Below are 19,580 nucleotides of genomic sequence, written 5' to 3' on the forward strand. Positions count from 1 at the left end.
GCGGCGGCGGCGCCGTGGCCCAGGCCGGCGACGTGCGCGTGCCCTATATCCCGCAGACCGTGCGCGACCAGATCCGCGACGAGGTCAAGGCGGAAGTGATGGTGCAGGCCAAGGCGGAAAACTGGGCCCAGCCGAACACCTTCCCCGACTGGGTGTCGCGCATCACCATCGACGGCGACGTGCGCGTGCGCGACGAGTCGCGCCTGTACTCGGGCAGCAACAGCAACGAAATCGTCGACTTCGCCAAGCTCAATTCCAAGGGTCCGTACGACCTGAACCGCAACACCAACAACAACTACCCGCCGATGCTGAACACGCGGGAGGATCGCCGCAACCAGCTGCGCATCCGCGCCCGCCTGGGCGTGCGCGCCGAGATCTCGGAATCCTGGTCGGCCGGCATCCGCCTGGCCACCGGCAGCGACGACAGCCCGGTGTCGACCTCGCAGACGCTGGGCGGCGGCATGGGCAAGAAGGACATCTGGCTGGACCAGGCCTACCTGACCTACCGGCCGACCAAGTGGGCCACGGTCACCGGCGGCCGCATCGCCAATCCGTTCGAGTCCACCGACATGCTGTTCTCGAACGACCTGAATTTCGACGGCGTCGCCGCGATCTTCAAGCAGCCGCTGGAAGGCCGCGACGTGACCCTGTTCGGCACCCTGGGCGCGTTCTCGACCGAGTACGGCTCGAACGGCTGGAACTCGTCGTCGTTCTCGGAAGGCAAGAGCGAGGACAAGTGGCTGCTGGCCGCGCAGGCCGGCGCCGACTGGAAGATCGACAACCGCAACAGCGTGCGCGGCGCGCTGGCCTACTACCACTTCGACAACATCGCCGGCAGGCGCTCCAGCGCCTGCTCGCCGTGGGCCGGCCAGGAAAACTGCGACACCGACTGGTCGCGTCCGGCCTTCATGCAGAAGGGCAACACGCTGTTCCTGCTGCGCAACATCACGTCCAACCCGCTCGATCCGGCCAATACGCCGCAGCCGCAATACGTCGGCCTGGCGTCCAAGTTCGACCTGCTGGACCTGAACCTGCGCTGGGACACGCGCGTGTTCGACGGCCTGGGCCTGCGCCTGAACGCCAACTACATCCGCAACCTGGCCTACAGCAAGGGCAAGATGTGGAGCCGTTCGCAAGGCAACATCGTCAACAACTTCGGCGACAACGGCGAAGTCGAGAGCGGTCCCAACGCCTGGATGCTGCAGGCCACGCTGGGCCGTTCGTTCGACATGAAGGAGAAGGGCGACTGGCTGGCCTTCGTCGGCTACAAGTACATCCAGCCGGATGCGCTGCCCGACGCTTTCAACGATTCGTCGTTCCACCAGGGCGGCACCAACGCGCGCGGCTACTACATCGGCGGCAGCTATGCCTTCGACAAGAACGTGTACGGCGTCCTGCGCTGGATGAGCACGCGCGAAGTCTACGGCGCGCCGTTGTCCATCGACACCATGCAGTTCGAAATCAACGCCAGGTTCTGAGGCCATGGACATGCATACCTTGTGGGATGAATTGCGCCAGCCGCGGGAGCCGGGTCGCGGCCGGCGGCTGGCCGCCGCCGCGGCCTTGTGCGCCGCGGGCCTGAGCGTGGTGGCGCCGGCGCAGGCCGAGACCATGGAAGAGCGCCTGCGCGCCCAGCTGCGCAGCACCACCCAGCAGCTGCAGCAGCTGCAGAGCGAGCAGGCCCAGGTCAACGCCGCCAAGGCTGCCGCCGAGGCCCAGCGCGACGCCGCGCAGAAGGAACTGGAAGCGCTGCGCGGCCAGCTGGCCAAGGCCAAGGGCCAGGCCGACAAGCTGGCCGAGCAGCAGGGCGCGGTCATGGAAAGCGCGCAGGCGCAGGTGGCCGCCAGCCATGCCCAGCTGGGCAAGTTCAAGGGCGCCTACGACGAGCTGCTGACGCTGTCGCGCGCCAAGGAAGCGGAACGCCAGACCCTGGCGCGCTCCCTGGCGCAACGGGAAACCGAGGCCAAGGCCTGCGTCGCCAAGAACCGCGAGATGTACGAGGCCGGCAAGGAGATCCTGAACGCCTACGAACGCATCAGCACCGGCGGCATCCTGGCCATGAAGCAGCCGTTCGCCGGCAGCGCGCGGGTCAAGTTCGAAGAGCAGGCGCAGGCGTACGGCGACAAGCTGTACGACGCGCAGGTCGGCGCCACCGCGCCCGCCGCGGCGCCGGCCCAACCCTGATAGTGCAAGACCTGTCTTATTTTTTTCATCTAGGAATACTGTAATGACCGACTCCAGCCTGATTCTCGACGTCAACGCCGAACGCCTGCAGGACCTGCTGCAATCCGCCGGCTACCGCGTCACCGTGTCCGAACAGAACGGCATGGTGCAGCTGTTGAGCGCCAGCCAGGGCGTGGGCTTCGCCGCCCGCATGGGCAACCCGGCCGCCGAGGCCGGCCGCTACCTGGACTACACCCTGAGCTGCGCGCTGCGCGTGCAGGGCGAACTGCCGGCCGGCCTGGCCGAGCGCTGGAACGTGGAAAAGCGCTTCGCGCGCCTGACCGTGCAGGGCGTGTTCCTGGTGCTGGAACTGGACGTGATCCTGGCCGGCGGCGTGTCCGAGAACTACCTGCGCGCCACCGCGGAACTGTGGGATCGCCTGTTGCAGGAATTCCTGCTGTTCCTGCGCGCCAACGCGACCGCCGAGGCCGGCGCCGAAGACGCCGACGTCGCGGCGCCGCAGGAAGAAGCCGCCGCCGAGGCGGCGCACTGATCCATCCGCCAGGCACGGGGCCTGGCGTTCGGGACGGCGACGTCCCCAACCCGGCCGCCGTTCCCGGCGAATGGCGCATTCAAGCAAGCGAGGTTTCGACCATGAAGATGCTTTCCAACCAACCCGCCCGGCTGCGGCTGACGGCGGCGGTGCTGCTGATCGCGGTGCTGGCCGGCGCCGTGGCGCTGATGCGCGGCAATCCGGCCCAGAGCAGCGAGTCGACGCCGGCCAAGGCCGCCGCCGCGCCCGCGCCCGCCAAGAGTGGCGCCCCGGCCGCGCAAGCCGCGCCGGCAGCGCCGCCCGAGGCCAAGGGCCCCGCCGTGGCCACCCTGGGCGCGGTGCAGGTGGACCGTGACGAACTGGTGCGCCAGATCCAGGCGCTGCCGCCCGAGGCCCGGACCCAGCTCAAGGGCGACCGCGCCGCGCTCGACCAGTGGCTGCGCAGCCGCCTGGCCGAAAAGGCGCTGGTCGAGCAGGCCCGCGCGCAGGGCTGGCAGGACCGTCCCGAGCTCAAGCGCGCCTTCCAGGCCGCGCAGGAGCGCATCGTGCTGCAGACCTATCTGGATTCGGTCAGCCGGGCGCCCGACGACTATCCGGGCGAAGCCGACCTGCAGGCCGCCTACGAGCGCGCCAAGCCGCAGCTGGCGCAGCCGGCGATGTACCGCGTCAGCCAGATCTTCCTGCCGGCCGCGGTCGGCGACAGCGATGCCGTGGCCGCCGCGCGCAAGCAGGCGCAGGACCTGGTCAAGCGCGCCCAGGCGCCCAAGGCCGACTTCGCAGCGCTGGCCAGGAGCTATTCGCAGGACGCCACCACCCGCGCCCAGGGCGGCGATATCGGCTACGTGCCGCTGTCGCAGCTGACGCCGGAGATGCGGCCGGTGATCGAGCCGCTCAAGGCGGGCGAGGTGGCGGCGCCGGTGCAGTCGGCGGCGGGCTTTCACATCCTCAAGCTGGTGGACCTGCGCGCGGCCAGCGTCGCGCCGTACGAGCAGGTGAAGGACGCGTTGCGCGGCGCGCTGCGCACCCAACGCCAGGAATTGGCGGCGCGGGCATATCTGGAGGGGTTGCTGAATGCAGGAACCGTCAGCATTGATGGTGCGGCCCTCAATGCCGCCTTCGACCAAACCGCGGCTGCCGCAACGGCCCAGCCGGCCCTCGCCGCCCGCGCCGCGCCCTGAGGACGGCGGCATCGCCGCGGCGCTGGAGGCGCGCCTGAGCCAGGCCCTGGGCCAGGCCGGGCCGCCCGCCAGCCTGCAGTGCGCGGCCGCCTTGCTGCAGGCCTTGCGCGTCACCTTCGCCGGCGACCTGCTGCACTGGCTGGCGCTGGTGCCGCAAGCGGAGCCAGGCCGCCCGCGCGATCCCAACCGAGACCACAGCCTGGACCTGGCCGACCTGCGCGTGCTGTACCGGGCGCTGCGGGTGGCGTGGCTGGCCGAGCTGGTGTTCGGCGGCGCCGACGGCGCGCGCCGCTGGCTCTGCAGCCCCAAGCGCCGGCTGCACGGCCGGGTGCCGCTGCTGCTGTGCCAGCACGGGCGCTATGCCGTCCTGATCGAGCAGTGGTTGGTCAACATCGACGAAGGAAACGGCCCATGACCGCGCTCTGGCGCTTGAGCAACAGCCAGGACCTGATGCCGCGCGCCCGCCCCGCGGGCCGCTGGCACGCCGCCGGCGCGGCGGTGGTGGTGCTGGACGCCACCCCCGCCGCCGCCGTGTTCGCGCGCCTGGCGCAGGCCGAGGTGGCGCATCCGCGCGCGCTGCCGCGCAACTACTTCCTGCTGGAAGTGGTGGTGCCGGCGGCGGCCGTGGCCGAGCCGCGGCCGCCGGCCGGCTGGCAGACCGACCTGCAGGCCTCGCGCGCCTTCGGCAACGCCTGGCTGGCGCGCGGCGACGCGCTGCTGCTGAAAGTGCCGTCGGCGGCCGGCGGCCACCAGTACCTGTTGAACGCCGACCATCCGCAGCTGGCGCAATGCCAGATCGTGTCGTCGCTGGCGTATCCGTTCGCGCCGTACCTGGCCGGCATCGACGACGCGGTGCTGGACGGCGCCGGCTGGCTGGCGTCGGCGCGGGACTGAGGCGAGGTAGGCATAGAATAGGGCGCAACCGCCGGCCTCCATGACGCCGGCCATCCGTTCCGTTTCGCCCCAGGAGCCCGCCGTATGACCGCCATTCCCGCTGCCCCGACGCCCGGCGCAGCGCTGCCCGCCGTGACCGCGCGGGTGGACGTCGTTTCGATCCAATCCCAGGTCGTCTATGGCTGCGTCGGCAACAACGCCGCCATGCCGATCTTCCGCCAGGCGGGCCTGCGCGCCATCGCGCTGCCCACCGTCATCCTGAGCAATACGCCGCACTATCCGACGCTGCATGGCGGCGCGGTGTCGCTGGACTGGTTCGAGGGCCTGTTGCAGGGGCTGGACGAGCGCGGCGTGACGCAGATGGCGCGGGCCGTGGTCTGCGGCTACCTGGGCCAGCCCGGGCAGGCGGACCTGCTGGCGCAATGGCTGCCCGCGCTGCGCGCCGCGCGGCCGGACCTGCGGGTGCACATCGACCCGGTCATGGGCGACCGCAACGACGGCCTGTACGTGGATGCCGGCCTGGTGGCGCAATACCGCAGGAAGCTGGTGCCGCATGCCCACGGCATGACGCCCAACCATTTCGAGCTGGAGCAGATGGTGGGCCGGCCGCTGGCCTCGATCGACGAGGTGGCGGCCGCCGCGCGCGAACTGATCGCCGAAGGCCCCGAGTGGATCGTGGTCACCAGCGCCGCGCCGCAGGCGGCGGCGCCCGGCACGCTGCAGCTGGCGATGGTGACGCGCGCCGACTGCCAGGTGCTGAGCCACCCCGAGATCGCCATCCCGCCGTCGGTGCACGGCACCGGCGACGTGTTCATGGCGGCCATCACGGCCCGGCTGCTGGCCGGCGACGCCCTGGTGGAGGCGGCGCGCACGGCCGCCGCCACGGTCACCGGCGCGCTGGCCCGGACCCGCGACCTGGGCTGGGAAGAACTGGCAGTGGACGGCTGACCGCCCCGGGCCGCATCAATACGTCTTGTACGGCAGGAACTTGCCGCTCATCACGATCTGCACGCGGTCGCCCTTGGGGTCGGCTTCGCGCGTCAGGTCCATGCGGAAGTCGATGGCGCTCATGATGCCGTCGCCGAACTCCTCGTTGATGAGCGCCTTGAAGGTGGTGCCGTAGACGTTGATGAGCTCGTAGAAGCGGTAGATCAGCGGGTCGGTCGGCACCGTCGTCGGCAGCGAGCCCTTGTAGGGCACCACCTGCAGCTGCACCACCGCGTCGGCGGGCAGGTCCAGCACGCGGGCGGCGGCCAGGGCCTGTTCCTCGGTCAGGGTCATCTGGCCCAGCAGCGCGGCGGTGGTCCATTCCTTGCTCTGGCCGACGGCCTCGGCGATGGCGGCCCACGACAGCTTCTTTTCGAGGCGGCGGGTAACGACCAGTTCAGTGACTTCGGCGCGGGACATCATGGGGGTTCACTCCTAGTGGGAAGCCTTGTCGACCAGGAAGTCGACGAGATGGTTGCGGATTTCGTAATAGCGGGGCTCGTGGTGCAGGCTGGCGCGGGTCCGGCCGCGCGGCAGGTCCACGTCGACGGACTCGGCGATGCGGGCGTGGGGGCCCGCGCTCATGAGCAGGATGCGGTCCGACAGCAGGATGGCCTCGTCCACGTCGTGCGTGATCATGAAGACGGTCTGGCGCGTTTCCTGCACGATGGCGCGCAGTTCGTCCTGGATGGTGCCGCGCGTCAGCGCGTCGAGCGCGCCGAAGGGCTCGTCCAGCAGCAGCATGCGCGGCTGGATGGCGAAGGCCCGGGCGATGCCCACGCGCTGCTTCATGCCGCCCGACAGCTCGCACGGCTTCTTGTCGGCGGCGCGGGCCAGGCCGACCATGTCCAGGTAGCGCAGGCTGTGCTCGCGCACCTGGGCGCGGGAATATTCCGGCCAGCGCGAGCGCACGCCGAATTCGACGTTCTGCAGCGCGCTCAGCCAGGGCAGCAGGGCGTGCGCCTGGAACACCACGCCGCGCGCCAGCGACGGGCCGGCGATCTCGCGGCCGTCCATGATGACGACGCCCTCGCTGGCCTCGTCGATGCCGGCCAGGATGTTCAGGATGGTGGTCTTGCCGCAGCCCGAGTGGCCGATCACGCAGACGAACTGGCCCTGGCCGATGTCGAAGTGGATGTTCTCGAACACCGGGGCCGTCGGCTGGCCGTTGCGGCCGGGGTAGCGCTTGGCCAGCGCCTGGACTTGCAGAAAGGGTTGGCTCATGGCGTTCACTCCCGATAGCTGACCAGCCGGGCGGCGCGCGCCAGCACGGTGTCCAGCAGCATGCCGATCAGCCCGATGAAGAGGATGGCGCAGATGATGTTGGCGATGGACAGGTTGTTCCATTCGTTCCACACGAAGTAGCCGATGCCGGTGCCGCCGATCAGCATTTCGGCCGCCACGATCACCAGCCAGGCGATGCCGACCGAGATGCGCATGCCGGTCATGATGGTGGGCGCGGCCGCCGGCAGGATCACCTGCAGGGCCGTGCGCAGCCGCGACACTTCCAGCGTGCGCGCCACGTTCAGCCAGTCCTGCCGCACGGCGCCCACGCCGAAGGCCGTGTTCACCAGCATCGGCCAGAGCGAGCAGATGAAGATCACGAAGATGGCGGAGGTGTCGGCGTCCTTGATGGTGTAGAGCGCCAGCGGCATCCAGGCCAGCGGCGAGATCGGCTTGAGCACCTGGATGAACGGGTCGAAGGCGCGGTAGACGGTCCTGGACATGCCGATCAGGAATCCCAGCGGGATCGCCACCAGCGCCGCCAGCAGGAAGCCGGTCAGCACCCGCGCCACCGAATACGCCAGCTGCACGCCGATGCCCTTGTCGTTCGGGCCGCGGTCGTAGAACGGATCGCGCAGGTGCTGCCACAGCCGGGCGCCGACCTCGGCCGGGCCGGGGAAGGGCGTCTGCGAGCCGCTGGCGGCGGCGTTGCCGACCAGCGCCGCATAGGCCGGATCGACCGTCGCCGCGCCCGCGGCGGGGCGGGTGGCGACATGCCACAGCAGCAGGAACAGCAGAAACAGGATGACGGACAGGAAGGTCGCCCGCCAGGGTTGCACGGCCCGCATCAGGTCCTCCGGATCTTGAAGCCGGCCAGATAGGCCTCGGGCTGGGCCGGATCGAAGGGCTTGCCCATCACGCTGAAGGTCTTGGCGGCCTCGGCGGGCGGGGTCAGGCCGGCCTCGCGCATCAGGCGCACCGCGTCGGTGGCCAGGAACACCTCGCTGGCGATCTTCTGGTAGTCCACCTCGCCCTTGATCTGGCCCCAGCGCTTCATCTGCGTCAGGATCCACACCGCGAACGAGCCCCAGGGCATCGGATCGAAGTCGATGCGGTTCGGATCGGTCAGCACCTTGCCCAGGCCGTCGGCGTAGGTGCCGGTCAGCACCTGCTCGACCACGGTGACCGGCTGGTTCAGGTAGTTGGGCGCGGCGATGGCGGTGGCGATCTCCTTGCGGTGCGCCGGGTTGCGGGCGTAGGCGGTGGCCTCGATGATGGCCTTGAGCAGGGCCTGGTAGGTGTTGGGCTGGGTGGTCACGAACTCGCGGCTGGCGGAGAACGCGCAGCACGGGTGGCCGTCCCAGATCGCCTTGGACAGGGTGTGGATGAAGCCCACGCCGTCGTACACCGCGCGCTGGTTGACCGGGTCCGGCGCCAGGAAGCCGTCGATGTTGTCGGCGCGCAGGTTGGCCACCATCTCCGGCGGCGGCACGGCGCGGATCTGCACGTCGGTATCCGGATCCAGGCCATGTTCGGCCAGGTAGTAGCGCAACAGGTAGTTGTGCATGGAATAGTCGAACGGCACGGCGAACTTGAAGCCCTTCCAGTCCTTCGGATCGCGCCGGTCCTTGTGCTTCATCGACAGGGTGATGGCCTGGCCGTTGATGTTCTCCACGGCGGGCATGGTCCACGGCACCGCGCGGCTGGCGCCCACGCCCAGCGTGATGGCCAGCGGCATCGGCGACAGCATGTGGGCGGCGTCGTACTCGCCGGACATGGCCTTGTCGCGGATCAGCGCCCAGCCGGCGGTCTTGACCACTTCCACGTCCAGCCCCTGCTTGCCGTAGAAGCCCATGGGATGCGCCATGATGATGGGCGTGGCGCAGGTGATGGGGATGAAGCCGACCTTCAGCTTGCGCTTTTCGAGCGGGCCGGTGGATTGGGCGAAGGCCTCCTTGGCGGCGGCCAGCGGGAACAGCGCCGACACGGCGGCCATGGCGGTGCCGCCGCCGACCGCGCGCAGGAAGCGGCGGCGCAGCCCGTCCTGCGGGAACAGGGCGCGCATGACGGCGCCTTCCACGGCGCGGTCGAAGGCGGCCTCGTCGGACGCCGCGCCAGCGCGGGCATCGAGGCCGTCCGCCGCCGCGCGTGCGTGCTCGGCCTGGGAGGCATGGCGGCCGCAGGCGCAGGCCAGGCGGCTGGCGGGATCGAACGGATTGCTGAACAGGGACATGGAGGCCTCCAGGGTTCGGAATGCCTCCATCTTGGCGCGCGCCGCCCGCGGCCGGTATCGCCGGTTCGACGATATCCGTGTAGGGGGCGCACTACACGGTGCGCGGCCGCGCCGGGCCGGTGCGCGTCGCGCTCAGCGCGCACCCAGCTGGTGCGCGCGGGCGTAGTCCACCAGCTCGACCAGCGTGCGCACGCCCAGTTTTTCGAAGATGCGGGCGCGGTAAGTGGAAATGGTGTTCACCGACAGCGCCAGCTGCTCGCCGATGGCCGACACCGATTTGCCGGCCGCCAGCAGCTGCAGCACCTGGAATTCACGGTTGGACAGCAGCTCGTGCGCCGGCCGCGTGCTGTCCTGGCGCACGGTGTGCGCCAGCAATTCGGCAACGGCCGGCGTGACGTACATCCGGCCGGCGGCGGCATTGACCAGCGCCGCCAGCAGCTCGTCCGGATCGCAGCCCTTGTTCAGGTAGGCATGGGCGCCGGCGCGCAGGGCCCGCACCGCGAACTGCGATTCCGGATAGACCGACAGCATCACCACGCCCAGCGCCGGATGGTCGGCGCGCACGGTCTTGAGCACATCGAGGCCGTCGCGCTCGCCCAGCGCCACGTCCAGCACCATGGCGTCGAAGGGTTCCTGGCGCAGCGCGCGCAGGGCGGCGGGGGCGTCGGCGGCCTCCCGCACCAGGCCGACGCGCGGGTCTTCCTGCAGGATGCGGGCCAGGCCGCGGCGGATGATGAGGTGGTCGTCGACGATCAGCAGGTTCAGGGGCATGGCGCCGTCTCCTCAGGCCGCTTGCGGGTTCAGGCGCAGGCGGGCGCACAGGCCGGCGCCGGGCGCGCTGTCCAGCTCCAGGTCGCCGCCGATGGCGCGGGCCCGTTCGCGCATGCCCAGGATGCCGAAGGTCTGGCGGGTCTCGGGCAACTGCATGCCGACGCCGTCGTCCTCCACCGCCAGCAGCAGGCCGTCCTCGCCCCAGACGGCGCTGACGCTGACGCTGCGCGCCCGCGCGTGGCGCTGCACGTTGGTCAGCAGTTCCTGCACGATGCGGTAGACGGCGATCTCCGCCGCCGGCTCCAGCCGGCGGCGCTCGGTGTCGGGCGGGCACAGGTAGCGGCAGCGCAGTCCGCTGCGGGCCTGCAGGTCCTGCAGCAGGGTTTCCAGCGCCGCCCACAGTCCCAGGTGATCCAGCACCACCGGCCGCAGGTCGTTGAGGATGCGGCGGGTGGCGTCCATGGCCGTCTGCGTCACCTCCAGCATGCGGTCCAGGTGGGCCTGCAGGGGCGGTTCGGCCGCCAGTTGCCGGCGCAGCCAGTTCAGGTCCAGCTGCAGCGCGGTGAACGAGGCGCCCAGGTCGTCGTGGATGTTGCGGGCGATGTGGGCGCGCTCTTGCTCGCGCAGCGTGCTCAGGTGCGAGGCCAGCCGCCGCAGCGATTCATGGGCGGCGCTGAGTTCGGCGGTGCGGACCTGCACCCGCGCTTCCAGCTGCGCCCGGGTGCCTTGCAGTTCGCGTTCGATGCGCTTGCGCGCGGTGATGTCCGAAAACGTCACGACCGCGCCCACCACCTCCTGGTCGTTGCGGATCGGATACGAGGCGTACTGGGCGTCGAAGCAGGAGCCGTCGCGCCGCCACAGCACCTCGTCATCGACCCGCTCGCCGCGGCCGTCGCGAAACGCCTTGAAGATGCGGCAATCGTGCACCGGCATCAGGCTGCGGTCGGCGTGCGAGTGGTGGATCAGATAATGCATGTTGCGGCCCACCACCTCGTCGGGGGTGTAGCCCAGCATGGCCGCGCCGGTGCCGTTGATGAAGATGCAGCGGCCGCGCAGGTCGATGCCGTAGATGCCCTCGCCGGCCGATTCCAGCAGCATTTCCAGCTGGCGGCGCCAGGCGGCGTGGTGCGACAGGTGTTTCAGATCCGCGAACATAGCCTTTTGACGGGCCTGGCCGGCCCGATTCCCCAGTGTCGGGCGATTCTTGCCCTGTTTTTCCTGTCCGGGCAGTGTACGGCAGGCCGGTCCGTTTATCGCATTTATCAAACACACCGTTCCGCCAGGCCGAACAAGCCGGGTCCGGCGGACGGGTAAAATCCAGGGTTGTCCACCACGCTGGGAGCCAGAGTGCAGCCGGTCATTTCAGTTCAGGGCCTATCCAAGCGATACGCCTCGGGATTCCAGGCGCTCAAGAGCGTCGACCTGGAAATCCAACGCGGCGAGATCTTCGCCTTGCTCGGCCCCAACGGCGCCGGCAAGACCACGCTCATCAGCATCATCTGCGGCATCGTCAACCCGACCGAAGGCCGGGTGCTGGCCGACGGCCACGACATCCTGACCGATTTCCGCGCCGCGCGCACGGCCATCGGCCTGGTGCCGCAGGAAATCTCCACCGACGCCTTCGAAAGCGTCTGGAACACCGTCACCTTCAGCCGCGGCCTATTCGGCAAGCCGGCCAACCCGGAATACATCGAGAAGGTGCTGCGCGACCTGTCGTTGTGGGACAAGAAGGACAGCCGCATCATGGCCCTGTCCGGCGGCATGAAGCGACGCGTGATGATCGCCAAGGCGCTGTCGCACGAACCCAAGATCCTGTTCCTGGACGAACCCACCGCCGGCGTCGACGTCGAGCTGCGGCGCGGCATGTGGGACATGGTGCGGCGCCTGCGCGAGAACGGCGTCACCATCATCCTGACCACCCACTACATCGAGGAAGCCCAGGAAATGGCCGACCGCGTCGGCGTGATCCGCAAGGGCGAGATCATCCTGGTCGAGGAAAAGGACGCGCTCATGGCCAAGCTGGGCAAGCGCCGCCTGACCCTGACGCTGAAGGCGCCGCTGCCGGGCATCCCGACGGCGCTGGAACCGTTCCACCTGGAAATGTCGGCCGACGGCCGCCAGCTGGTCTACACCTACGACAACCAGGGCGGCGGCGAGATCTCCGGCCTGCTGCGCCGCCTGACCGAACTGGACATCGAATTCACCGACCTCAATTCCTCGGAAAGCTCGCTCGAGGAAATCTTCGTCAGCCTGGTGCACGGACAATCATGAATTTCTACGCAATCCGCGCCATCTATCGTTTTGAAATGGCCCGCGCCTGGCGCACGCTGATGCAGAGCGTGCTGTCGCCGGTCATCTCCACCTCGCTGTACTTCGTGGTGTTCGGCTCGGCCATCGGTTCGCACATGGTGCAGATCGACGGCGTCAGCTACGGCGCCTTCATCGTGCCGGGCCTGATCATGCTGTCGCTCTTGACCCAGAGCGTGGCCAACGCCTCGTTCGGCATCTACATGCCGCGCTTCTCGGGCACCATCTACGAGATCCACTCGGCGCCCATTTCGTACCTGGAGATCGTCGCCGGCTACGTCGGGGCGGCGGCCAGCAAGTCCATCATCCTGGGGCTGATCATGCTGGCCACGGCGCGCCTGTTCGTGCCGTTCGAGATCGCGCATCCGTTCGCGATGCTGGGCTTCCTGCTGCTGACCGCCATCACCTTCAGCCTGTTCGGCTTCATCATCGGCGTCTGGGCCGACGGCTTCGAGAAGCTGCAGATCATCCCGCTGATGATCATCACGCCGCTGACCTTCCTGGGTGGCACCTTTTATTCCATCAAGATGCTGCCGCCGTTCTGGCAGGGCGTGACGCTGTTCAACCCGGTGGTCTACCTGGTCAGCGGCTTTCGCTGGGCGTTCTACGGCGTGGCCGACGTCAACGTCGGCATCAGTGCCGCCATGACGCTGGTGTTCCTGGCGGTGTGCCTGGTGGTGGTGCGCTGGATCTTCAAGACCGGCTATCGCCTGAAGACCTGAGCGGCGGGGCGGCGCCCGCCGCCGCCGCCCTCATGCCGGCGGCACCGGCGCCTGGCGCGCCAGCCCGCCATGGGCGTCCAGCAGGCGCTCGCGCCAGGCGGCCACGGGATCGTCGGCCGCCAGCAGTTCCAGCGCGCTGGTGCAGCGCGCCCACATGAAGAAACCGAACACCGCGTAATCCGCATAGGCCGGCTGCTGGCCGGCCAGGTACGGCTGCCGCGCCAGCATCTGGCGCAGCGGCAGCAGCGAGGCGCGCAGGGCCGCCAGCTGTTCCTCCTGCACGGCGGGCAGCGCTTCCAGCGGGCCGAAGCGCTTTTCGCGAGTGTGGCGGAAATAGTCCTTGTCTTTCGCGTCGATCAGCGCGTGGATTTCCGGCAGCAGCAGCCGCGCCAGCGTCGGCACCAGCGTGGTGTCGGCCCAGCTGTTGGCGAACAGGCTCAGGGCGCGGCCGGTGTCGCCGCCGAACAGCGACGGGCGTTCCGGAAAGGTGTCTTCCAGATAGCAGGCGATCTGCCAGGAATCGCTGATCACGTGGTCGCCGTGCACCAGCACCGGCACCAGCTTCTGGCCCGAGAATTCGATCGCTTCCTTGTCGGTGAAGCGCCACGGCACGGTGTTGGCGGACAGCCCCTTGTGGGCCAGCGCCATGCGCGTCTTCCAGCAATGCGGGCTGAAACGCAGCGCCGGGTCGGCGCCTGCCAGGTCGTAGAGGGTGAGATCGGGGGTCAAGATGCCGCGCTCCTTGAAGGGTTCCCCGGCAGGATACCCCCAAGGCGCGGCGAGCGGGGAAGGGGGCGCGCCTACTGCACCGTCGCGCCGGCCTTGCCCATGTTCATCAGGCGCTGCTTGACTTGCGGATCCTGCTGCACGGCGCGGCCGATGCCGTTGAATTCCTCGACGGACAGGCCGTCGGCCTGCACCAGCTTGACCATCTTGGCGTCCGCTTCCTGGATCACCTTCTGCTTGGCCTCGTCGGTCTTAGCGGCGTCGACCTTGGGACGGTATTCGTCGACCACGCCCGAGACCTTCTGCGAGGCCGAGGCGAAGCGTTGCAGCTGCTGGTCGGTGGGTTGCGCGGCGGCGGGCGCCATCGGCGTCTGGCTGGCGGGCGCGTTCTGCGCCAGGACGGGAGCACCGGACAAGACGGCCGCGGCAAGAACGGCCGACAGGATTGCGGTTTTGGAACGCTGCATGGAAACCTCCTAATTCCGGGTAAATGTCCGACCATGATGACAACCGGCCCGGGCGTGGTTCAAGTTTCGCAATGTGTTTTCCTGTGTCGGCGGACCACCGTGGCGCCGGGCGCGCGCGGGGGAGGCGCCCCGGGCGCGCGGCGGAAATGTTTTGCGCGCAACTTCGTGACATTACGCAAGCGGATCACAGGCCCGGTGTCGGCCGCGCGCGGCCGGGGCGCGTGTTGTGTCGCTGTGTGCCCGTGCCGTCAGGGCGCCAGTTGCACCGCCGTGTACACGTGTCCCTGGCCCAGCCGGTAGCCGCAATGGAACGACTGGCCGCGCCGGAAATCCGGGCCGGCATCGCGTTGCAGCCGCAGCACCAGCCGTTGCGCCGTCACGTCCGCATGCACCACGGCCAGGTCGCTGAATTCGAGCGGGCAGCGCGTCAGCGGGAATTGGCACTTGTAGAGCGCCTCCTTGGCCGAGAACACCAGCGTGGCCCAGTCGGCGCGGGGCAGGGCGGCGGCCACCAGGCCGTGTTCATCGGGCAGCATGCAGACGGCTTCGATCGCCTCGATCGCCTCGGCGTCGGCGATCGCTTCCAGGTCGATGCCCAGGCCGCGCGTGTCGGCCTGGCGGCCCACGGCCACGCCCAGCAAGTGCCGGCTGTGGCTGATGGAGCCGACGAAGCCCTCGGGCCAGCGCGGCGCGCGGTCCGCGTCCGCGCCAACCTGCACGGTCCGCGCGCCCAGCCCGGCCAGCAGCGTCGCGGCCAGCTCGCGTCCCGCCTGGTATTCGGCCTGGCGGCGCGCGGCGGGGTCCGGCGCGTCACCGGCCGGCAGCCGCTGCACGCGTTGGGCGATGCGGCCGGTCAGGACAAAGGGCGCGTGGGGATCGGGCAGCGGAGTCAAGGCAGGGCGCCATCGGGTCGGATGCCCCGATCATAGGCCATCGCCGCGGCGCTCAGGCCAGCGCCATGCTCAGCAGCACCAGCGCCAGCAGCGCGACATAGACGCGGGCGTGCAAGCGGTCCGGAATGCGCGGGATCAGCGGCGCCGCCAGCCGGATCCCCGCCAGCGAGCCCAGCGCCAGCGCCGCGAAGGCCAGCAGGTCGACGTAGCCGATGATCCATGGCGCCAGCGGCGCCGGCAGGGCGCGCGCCGCCGCCATGTAGGCCAGCGTGCCGACAATCGCCACCGGCAGCGTCAGCGGATTGGCCATGGCGGCCGCCTTGGCCATCGGCAGGCCGCGCCGGCGCAGCAGCGGCACCGTCATCACGCTGCCGCCCACGCCCAGAAACGTGGCGATGACGCCAATCACCACGCCGCCGCCGACCGTCACGCCCTGGCCCAGCGGCCGCGCCGCGCGCGCCTCGTGCTGCGCCATGAAGCCCTGGCGCAGCAGGCAGTCGAGAATGGTCACGCCCAGGTAGGCGATGAAGGCATAGCGCACCACGTCGCCGCTGGCGCGGGTGGCGGCCCAGGCGCCCAGCAGCGCGCCCGCGCCGATGAAGGCGGCCAGCGGCCAGACGTAGCTGCGCACGATGTTGCCGGCGCGCTGGTGCTTGCGGGTGGCGGCCACCGAGTTGACGATCATCACGCAGGTCGAGGTGGCCACCGCGATATGCATCGCCGCCTGGCCGATGGCGTCCTGCGCGCCGTGGGTGGCGGTCAGCACGCCATACAGCACCGGCACGACCACGAAGCCGCCGCCAAAGCCGAACAGCACCGTGGTCACGCCGCTCAACGCGCCGAACAGCGCCAATGTCACGTACAGCATGTCTTGCGTCCTTTCCGGGGAAAACGCCACGATAGGGCGGCCGGCGGTGGCTTGCTTTCGAGGATTGGACAATAATGTTTGCATTCCGGCCAATCCCGTCATGCGCAACAGCCACATCGACCTGCACGACCGCCTCGACCGCGCGGTGGTCGCCATCGGCAACGACTATCCGCCCGGCCACCTGCTGCCGGCGCACACGCACCGTCGCGCCCAGCTGCTGTACGGCGCCACCGGCGTCATGCACGTGGTCACCCGCGACGGCAATTGGGTGGTGCCGCCGCAGCGCGCCGTCTGGATCCCGGCCGGCGTGGCGCACCAGGTGCGCATGCAGGACGTCAGCACCCGCAGCGCCTATATCGAGCCCGGCGCGGCCCGCGCCGCCAGCGCCGCCTGCGAAGTGGTGGAGGTGTCGCCGCTGCTGCGCCAGCTGCTGCTGGCGGCGGTCGACATGCCGGCCGACTACGACCCGGCCGGCCGCGACGGCGCGCTGGCGGCGCTGCTGCTGCACGAGGTGACGCGCGCGCCAGTGCTGCCGCTGCACATCCCGCTGCCGCGCGACAGGCGCCTGGCGCCGCTGTGCCGCGCCTTCATCGCCGCGCCCGACGTGCGCCAGTCGCCCGAGGCCTGGGCCGAGCGCCTGCACATGAGTCCGCGCACCTTCAGCCGCCATTTCCGCCAGCAGACCGGCATGGCGTTCTCGGCCTGGCGCCAGCGCGCCTGCGTGGTGCTGGCGCTGGCGCGGCTGGCGGCCGGCTCGCCGGTCACGGCGATCGCGCTGGACTTCGGCTACCAGAGCCCGGCGGCGTTCTCGACCATGTTCCGGCGCGTGCTGGGCCGTCCGCCCACGGGTTATCTGCGCCAGCCCGATTAGGGCCGGCCGCGGACAGGCTTGCGGGGACAGCGCGGCGGGCTCAGCGCCCCAGCTTCATCGAGACATCGGTATGCGTGCCGCGGTCCAGGTCCGCGCCCAGCGGCTGCGCCCACAGCGGCAACTTGAGCAAGTCGTTGCCGACCTCGCCCGATTCGATGCGTTGCGCGATGTCATCGAGCAGCAGCGTGCGGGTGGCGAATCCGCGCCCCTGCAGGCCGCGGGCGAACAAGCGGTAGGTCAGGTTGGGTTCGGCGCCCTTCATGACGCCCAGGTCGAGGATGCGGCCATGCTCGTCGCGCAGCAGCAGATGGCCGGGGCGCGCGTAGATGCGGTAGATGCGCCATGGCGAGGAAATCGCGGCATGTTCGCGCGTACGCTCGGGTCGTGTCGGCGTGTTGGCCGCCGCGGGCGTGGCGGGCGGCAACAGTTTCACGCAGGCGTTGGCGAATCTGGCAATGGACCTTCCGATGCGACTCACGGTCGTCTTCCTCCGGGATGGCGATACGGCGAGGAGACGCGCGTTCAAGCACCACCGTTTCAGCATACGCGCTTTATCGTGCGAAACGGGGATTCGCGCAGAGAGTTACGCAATCGGCTCGCTGCCGCGCGCGTCCATGTCCCGATTATCACAAACGTGATCATGGAAATTACGGGCCGGCATCGGCGCTAATTGGAAACATACATTGACTTTCACCGGTCGGGCACCCATAGTGGACTTGCAGCTTTTCGAGCATCGTGATCAACGTCCGGTATCGCGCCCCTGCTGGCGCCTCATTGTTCGCCGTCCCTTTCCTTGACAGGCTCCCTTCCCGGGCCATGCCCGCTACGCAAGGAGTGAAATGATGGAAACCGGAATTGTGAAGTGGTTCAACGACGCCAAGGGCTTTGGCTTCATCATGCCCGAGAACGGCGGCAAGGACCTGTTCGCGCATTTCTCTGAAATCGTCGGTGACGGCCACAAGGCGCTGGTCGAGAACCAGCGCGTCAGCTACGTCACGGCGCAAGGCGCCAAAGGTCCGCACGCGACGCAGATTCGCGCAATGTGAACGACGGCCCCGAGGGGCCGCCGCTTCAGACAGGAGGACGCATGTTCCATAACAACATGGTCTACAAGGGCTACCGGCTGATCGCCAGCGTGTCCCGCATTTCCGTGGCGGGCAGCCGCCGCCCCGCTTTCACCGCGACCGTGGGGGTCGAACTGGCCGCCGATTGGCACCGCTTGAACGACAACCACGTGGTGCCGCTGTTCGCGGCGGGTGGCTTCGTGTCATCGCCGGTCATGGCGGTGGATGCCGCCATCCACCATGGCCGCCAGTTGGTCGACGGCTACGTGCGGCCCGCCGCGCAGGTGCCCGCGCGCTAGCGCGGCCCCTCGACAGGGCCGGGCCTGAACGCGTTCAGGCAGCGCCCGCGCCGTACCACAGCACGGCGAAGAAATGGCAGACCGTGCCGGCCAGCACGAACAGGTGCCAGACGAAGTGGCCGTAGCGCCAGCGGTTGTCGAACACGAAGAACACCACGCCGCCGGTATACGCCAGTCCGCCCGCCAGCAGCCACCACAGGCCGCCGGTCGGCACCAGTTCCAGCATCGGCTTGACGGCGATGACCACCAGCCAGCCCATCGCCAGATATAGCCCGGTGGACAGGGCGGGGCGGTCGAGCCGCTTGCTGGCCTTCAGGCCCACGCCCAGCAGCGCCATGCCCCACACCAGGCCGAACAGCGTCCAGCCCCACGGACCGCGCAGCGCGCCCAGCGCGAACGGCGTGTAGGTGCCGGCGATCAGCAGGTAGATCGCCGAGTGGTCGAGCACGTTGAAGAGGCGCTTGGCGCGGTTGTCGGGCAGCGCGTGGTAGATGGCCGAGGCCAGGTACAGCAGGCACATGCTGGCGGCGAAGATGGCCGCGCCGGCGATGAAGGCGGCATCGCCCTGGCGCGCGGCGGCGACGATCAGGATCGGGGCGGCGGCCAGCGCGCCGGCCGCGCCCAGACCGTGGCTGATGGTGTTGGCGATTTCCTCGCCCAGGGTCTGGCGGCGGTCGTTCGGGAACATGGTTTGCTGAGCGGGTGCGAATAGTTATCAGGGTTTCCACCATAAGGGTTTTGCGCCGCCGCCTCAAGCCGGCCTTGATCGCAGGACGGCGCGCCTTGATTTTCTGCAAACCGGACCGCCGCCGCGGCGCTCGAAAAGCTGCGATGACAAGTTACTGTGTGATACATTTCTCTCGCTAAATCAGCCGCCCGCAGAGGCGGCGCTTTTGGCTGCGTACCGCGTTATCGAGGGGCTGCGCATCCGGCGGGCCCGCACAGACTCTTCAAGGGGAGGCTCTTCTATGATTCCGGCAATCGGCCTGATGGTTGGGGCATACATCGTCACGCGCATGACCGCGACGCTGACCCGGCCAGGCACCAGCAAGGTCGTCAAGGTGCTCTCCATCATCACCATCGCGGTGGCGTTGGTCTCCTGTCTGGAATTGCTGACGAGCGGCGCGGCGATCCAGTCCGGTCGGTTCTGAGCCGGGCCGGTCCCGGAGCATGGGCGTCCGCATTCGGCGGACGCGGCAGTCGGCGGGCCGCGCATGGCGGCCAGGTGGTTTTCAAACGTCGTCGTGGAGTCACACAGCGTTCACAGGCCCGATCAATGGCGCGCAGTCTTACCCATCTGTTTTTCACCGCCGCGAAGAAGCTCAGCCGCATCCAGCGCGCGGCCATGCGTATCGCGGCG

Annotated in this window: 25 protein-coding genes; 13 read left to right on the forward strand and 12 right to left on the reverse strand. The window is 69.3% G+C overall.

Annotation, left to right across the window (positions count from 1 at the left end; translation table 11 throughout):
* The 7 genes from AOZ53_RS23900 to pdxK all read left to right on the forward strand — a co-directional run.
* Positions 1–1,478: putative porin (locus AOZ53_RS23900; RefSeq protein WP_082385747.1), on the forward strand; the 1,478-nt coding region annotated here is incomplete at its 5' end.
* 10 nt (positions 1,479–1,488) lie between these two features.
* Entirely contained in the window at positions 1,489–2,184 is a 696-nt protein-coding gene (locus tag AOZ53_RS23905; RefSeq protein WP_231689788.1) for a DNA repair protein, read from the forward strand.
* A gap of 43 nt (positions 2,185–2,227) precedes the next feature.
* The gene (locus AOZ53_RS23910; protein WP_054431803.1) at positions 2,228–2,716 is read left to right on the forward strand and encodes a YbjN domain-containing protein; all 489 of its coding nucleotides are present in this window, start codon (positions 2,228–2,230) and stop codon (positions 2,714–2,716) included.
* A 101-nt stretch (positions 2,717–2,817) separates the two neighbouring features.
* On the forward strand, positions 2,818–3,894 hold the full coding sequence (locus AOZ53_RS23915; RefSeq protein ID WP_054489619.1) for a peptidylprolyl isomerase: 1,077 nt from the start codon (positions 2,818–2,820) through the stop codon (positions 3,892–3,894).
* Positions 3,824–4,309: an MbcA/ParS/Xre antitoxin family protein gene (locus tag AOZ53_RS23920; protein ID WP_054489621.1), complete on the forward strand. Its 486-nt coding sequence runs from the start codon at positions 3,824–3,826 to the stop codon at positions 4,307–4,309. Before AOZ53_RS23915 ends, AOZ53_RS23920 begins: the two co-directional genes overlap by 71 nt.
* The gene (locus AOZ53_RS23925) at positions 4,306–4,788 is read left to right on the forward strand and encodes an RES family NAD+ phosphorylase (RefSeq protein WP_054431797.1); all 483 of its coding nucleotides are present in this window, start codon (positions 4,306–4,308) and stop codon (positions 4,786–4,788) included. Before AOZ53_RS23920 ends, AOZ53_RS23925 begins: the two co-directional genes overlap by 4 nt.
* A gap of 84 nt (positions 4,789–4,872) precedes the next feature.
* Entirely contained in the window at positions 4,873–5,736 is an 864-nt protein-coding gene (gene pdxK / locus AOZ53_RS23930) for a pyridoxine/pyridoxal/pyridoxamine kinase (RefSeq protein ID WP_054489623.1), read from the forward strand.
* Positions 5,737–5,751: 15 nt separating this feature from the next.
* On the opposite strand, the gene cynS is transcribed toward pdxK, so the two are convergent.
* The 6 genes from cynS to AOZ53_RS23960 form a co-directional block, all read right to left on the reverse strand.
* Positions 5,752–6,195, reverse strand: a complete 444-nt coding sequence (cynS, locus tag AOZ53_RS23935; protein WP_054489659.1) for a cyanase — start codon at positions 6,193–6,195, stop codon at positions 5,752–5,754.
* Positions 6,196–6,210: 15 nt separating this feature from the next.
* Positions 6,211–6,999, reverse strand: coding sequence for an ABC transporter ATP-binding protein (locus tag AOZ53_RS23940; protein ID WP_054431795.1), 789 nt, complete (start codon positions 6,997–6,999; stop codon positions 6,211–6,213).
* A 5-nt stretch (positions 7,000–7,004) separates the two neighbouring features.
* On the reverse strand, positions 7,005–7,847 hold the full coding sequence (ntrB, locus tag AOZ53_RS23945) for a nitrate ABC transporter permease (RefSeq protein ID WP_054460525.1): 843 nt from the start codon (positions 7,845–7,847) through the stop codon (positions 7,005–7,007).
* Positions 7,847–9,232, reverse strand: coding sequence for a CmpA/NrtA family ABC transporter substrate-binding protein (locus tag AOZ53_RS23950; RefSeq protein WP_054431793.1), 1,386 nt, complete (start codon positions 9,230–9,232; stop codon positions 7,847–7,849). The genes ntrB and AOZ53_RS23950 overlap by 1 nt, the downstream gene beginning before the upstream one ends.
* Positions 9,233–9,364: 132 nt before the next feature.
* Positions 9,365–10,003 carry a response regulator transcription factor gene (locus AOZ53_RS23955; protein ID WP_054431792.1) on the reverse strand — a complete coding sequence of 213 codons (639 nt, stop codon included), beginning with the start codon at positions 10,001–10,003 and terminating at the stop codon, positions 9,365–9,367.
* 12 nt (positions 10,004–10,015) lie between these two features.
* The gene (locus AOZ53_RS23960) at positions 10,016–11,158 is read right to left on the reverse strand and encodes a sensor histidine kinase (protein ID WP_054431791.1); all 1,143 of its coding nucleotides are present in this window, start codon (positions 11,156–11,158) and stop codon (positions 10,016–10,018) included.
* Positions 11,159–11,350: 192 nt separating this feature from the next.
* Between AOZ53_RS23960 and AOZ53_RS23965 the strand changes: the two genes are divergently transcribed.
* Positions 11,351–12,274, forward strand: coding sequence for an ABC transporter ATP-binding protein (locus AOZ53_RS23965; protein WP_054431790.1), 924 nt, complete (start codon positions 11,351–11,353; stop codon positions 12,272–12,274).
* Positions 12,271–13,032 (forward strand): ABC transporter permease, encoded by a 762-nt coding sequence (locus AOZ53_RS23970; RefSeq protein ID WP_054489625.1) that lies wholly within the window; start codon positions 12,271–12,273, stop codon positions 13,030–13,032. Before AOZ53_RS23965 ends, AOZ53_RS23970 begins: the two co-directional genes overlap by 4 nt.
* Before the next feature lie 30 nt (positions 13,033–13,062).
* Here the strand turns inward: AOZ53_RS23970 and AOZ53_RS23975 are convergent, their stop codons facing one another.
* The 4 genes from AOZ53_RS23975 to AOZ53_RS23990 all read right to left on the reverse strand — a co-directional run bounded on the left by AOZ53_RS23975 (position 13,063) and on the right by AOZ53_RS23990 (position 15,986).
* Positions 13,063–13,761 (reverse strand): glutathione S-transferase family protein, encoded by a 699-nt coding sequence (locus AOZ53_RS23975; protein ID WP_054489627.1) that lies wholly within the window; start codon positions 13,759–13,761, stop codon positions 13,063–13,065.
* A gap of 71 nt (positions 13,762–13,832) precedes the next feature.
* Positions 13,833–14,225, reverse strand: coding sequence for a DUF4168 domain-containing protein (locus AOZ53_RS23980; protein WP_054431787.1), 393 nt, complete (start codon positions 14,223–14,225; stop codon positions 13,833–13,835).
* Between the two features lie 248 nt (positions 14,226–14,473).
* On the reverse strand, positions 14,474–15,118 hold the full coding sequence (locus AOZ53_RS23985) for a 4'-phosphopantetheinyl transferase family protein (RefSeq protein ID WP_054431786.1): 645 nt from the start codon (positions 15,116–15,118) through the stop codon (positions 14,474–14,476).
* A 52-nt stretch (positions 15,119–15,170) separates the two neighbouring features.
* Positions 15,171–15,986, reverse strand: coding sequence for a sulfite exporter TauE/SafE family protein (locus AOZ53_RS23990; RefSeq protein WP_054477650.1), 816 nt, complete (start codon positions 15,984–15,986; stop codon positions 15,171–15,173).
* Between the two features lie 100 nt (positions 15,987–16,086).
* Here AOZ53_RS23990 and AOZ53_RS23995 point away from each other — a divergent pair, with 100 nt between their 5' ends.
* A complete protein-coding gene (locus tag AOZ53_RS23995) occupies positions 16,087–16,857 on the forward strand; it encodes an AraC family transcriptional regulator (RefSeq protein WP_054489629.1) in 771 nt (256 codons plus the stop codon).
* A 40-nt stretch (positions 16,858–16,897) separates the two neighbouring features.
* On the opposite strand, the gene AOZ53_RS24000 is transcribed toward AOZ53_RS23995, so the two are convergent.
* Positions 16,898–17,335, reverse strand: coding sequence for a hypothetical protein (locus AOZ53_RS24000; protein ID WP_054431783.1), 438 nt, complete (start codon positions 17,333–17,335; stop codon positions 16,898–16,900).
* A 364-nt stretch (positions 17,336–17,699) separates the two neighbouring features.
* On the opposite strand from AOZ53_RS24000, the gene AOZ53_RS24005 reads away from it, so the two are divergent.
* Positions 17,700–17,903 carry a cold-shock protein gene (locus AOZ53_RS24005; protein WP_006385404.1) on the forward strand — a complete coding sequence of 68 codons (204 nt, stop codon included), beginning with the start codon at positions 17,700–17,702 and terminating at the stop codon, positions 17,901–17,903.
* Positions 17,904–17,944: 41 nt separating this feature from the next.
* Complete coding sequence (locus AOZ53_RS24010) at positions 17,945–18,220, forward strand: hypothetical protein (RefSeq protein WP_054431782.1); 276 nt, start codon at positions 17,945–17,947, stop codon at positions 18,218–18,220.
* 34 nt (positions 18,221–18,254) lie between these two features.
* Here the strand turns inward: AOZ53_RS24010 and AOZ53_RS24015 are convergent, their stop codons facing one another.
* A complete protein-coding gene (locus tag AOZ53_RS24015) occupies positions 18,255–18,908 on the reverse strand; it encodes a PAQR family membrane homeostasis protein TrhA (protein ID WP_054431781.1) in 654 nt (217 codons plus the stop codon).
* Positions 18,909–19,188: 280 nt separating this feature from the next.
* On the opposite strand from AOZ53_RS24015, the gene AOZ53_RS24020 reads away from it, so the two are divergent.
* Positions 19,189–19,371 carry a hypothetical protein gene (locus AOZ53_RS24020; protein WP_006396220.1) on the forward strand — a complete coding sequence of 61 codons (183 nt, stop codon included), beginning with the start codon at positions 19,189–19,191 and terminating at the stop codon, positions 19,369–19,371.
* The last annotated feature ends 209 nt before the right edge of the window (positions 19,372–19,580 follow it).

Origin of the sequence: Achromobacter sp. 2789STDY5608621 (genome assembly GCF_001299375.1) — a bacterium.
GTDB lineage: Bacteria > Pseudomonadota > Gammaproteobacteria > Burkholderiales > Burkholderiaceae_B > Achromobacter > Achromobacter insuavis.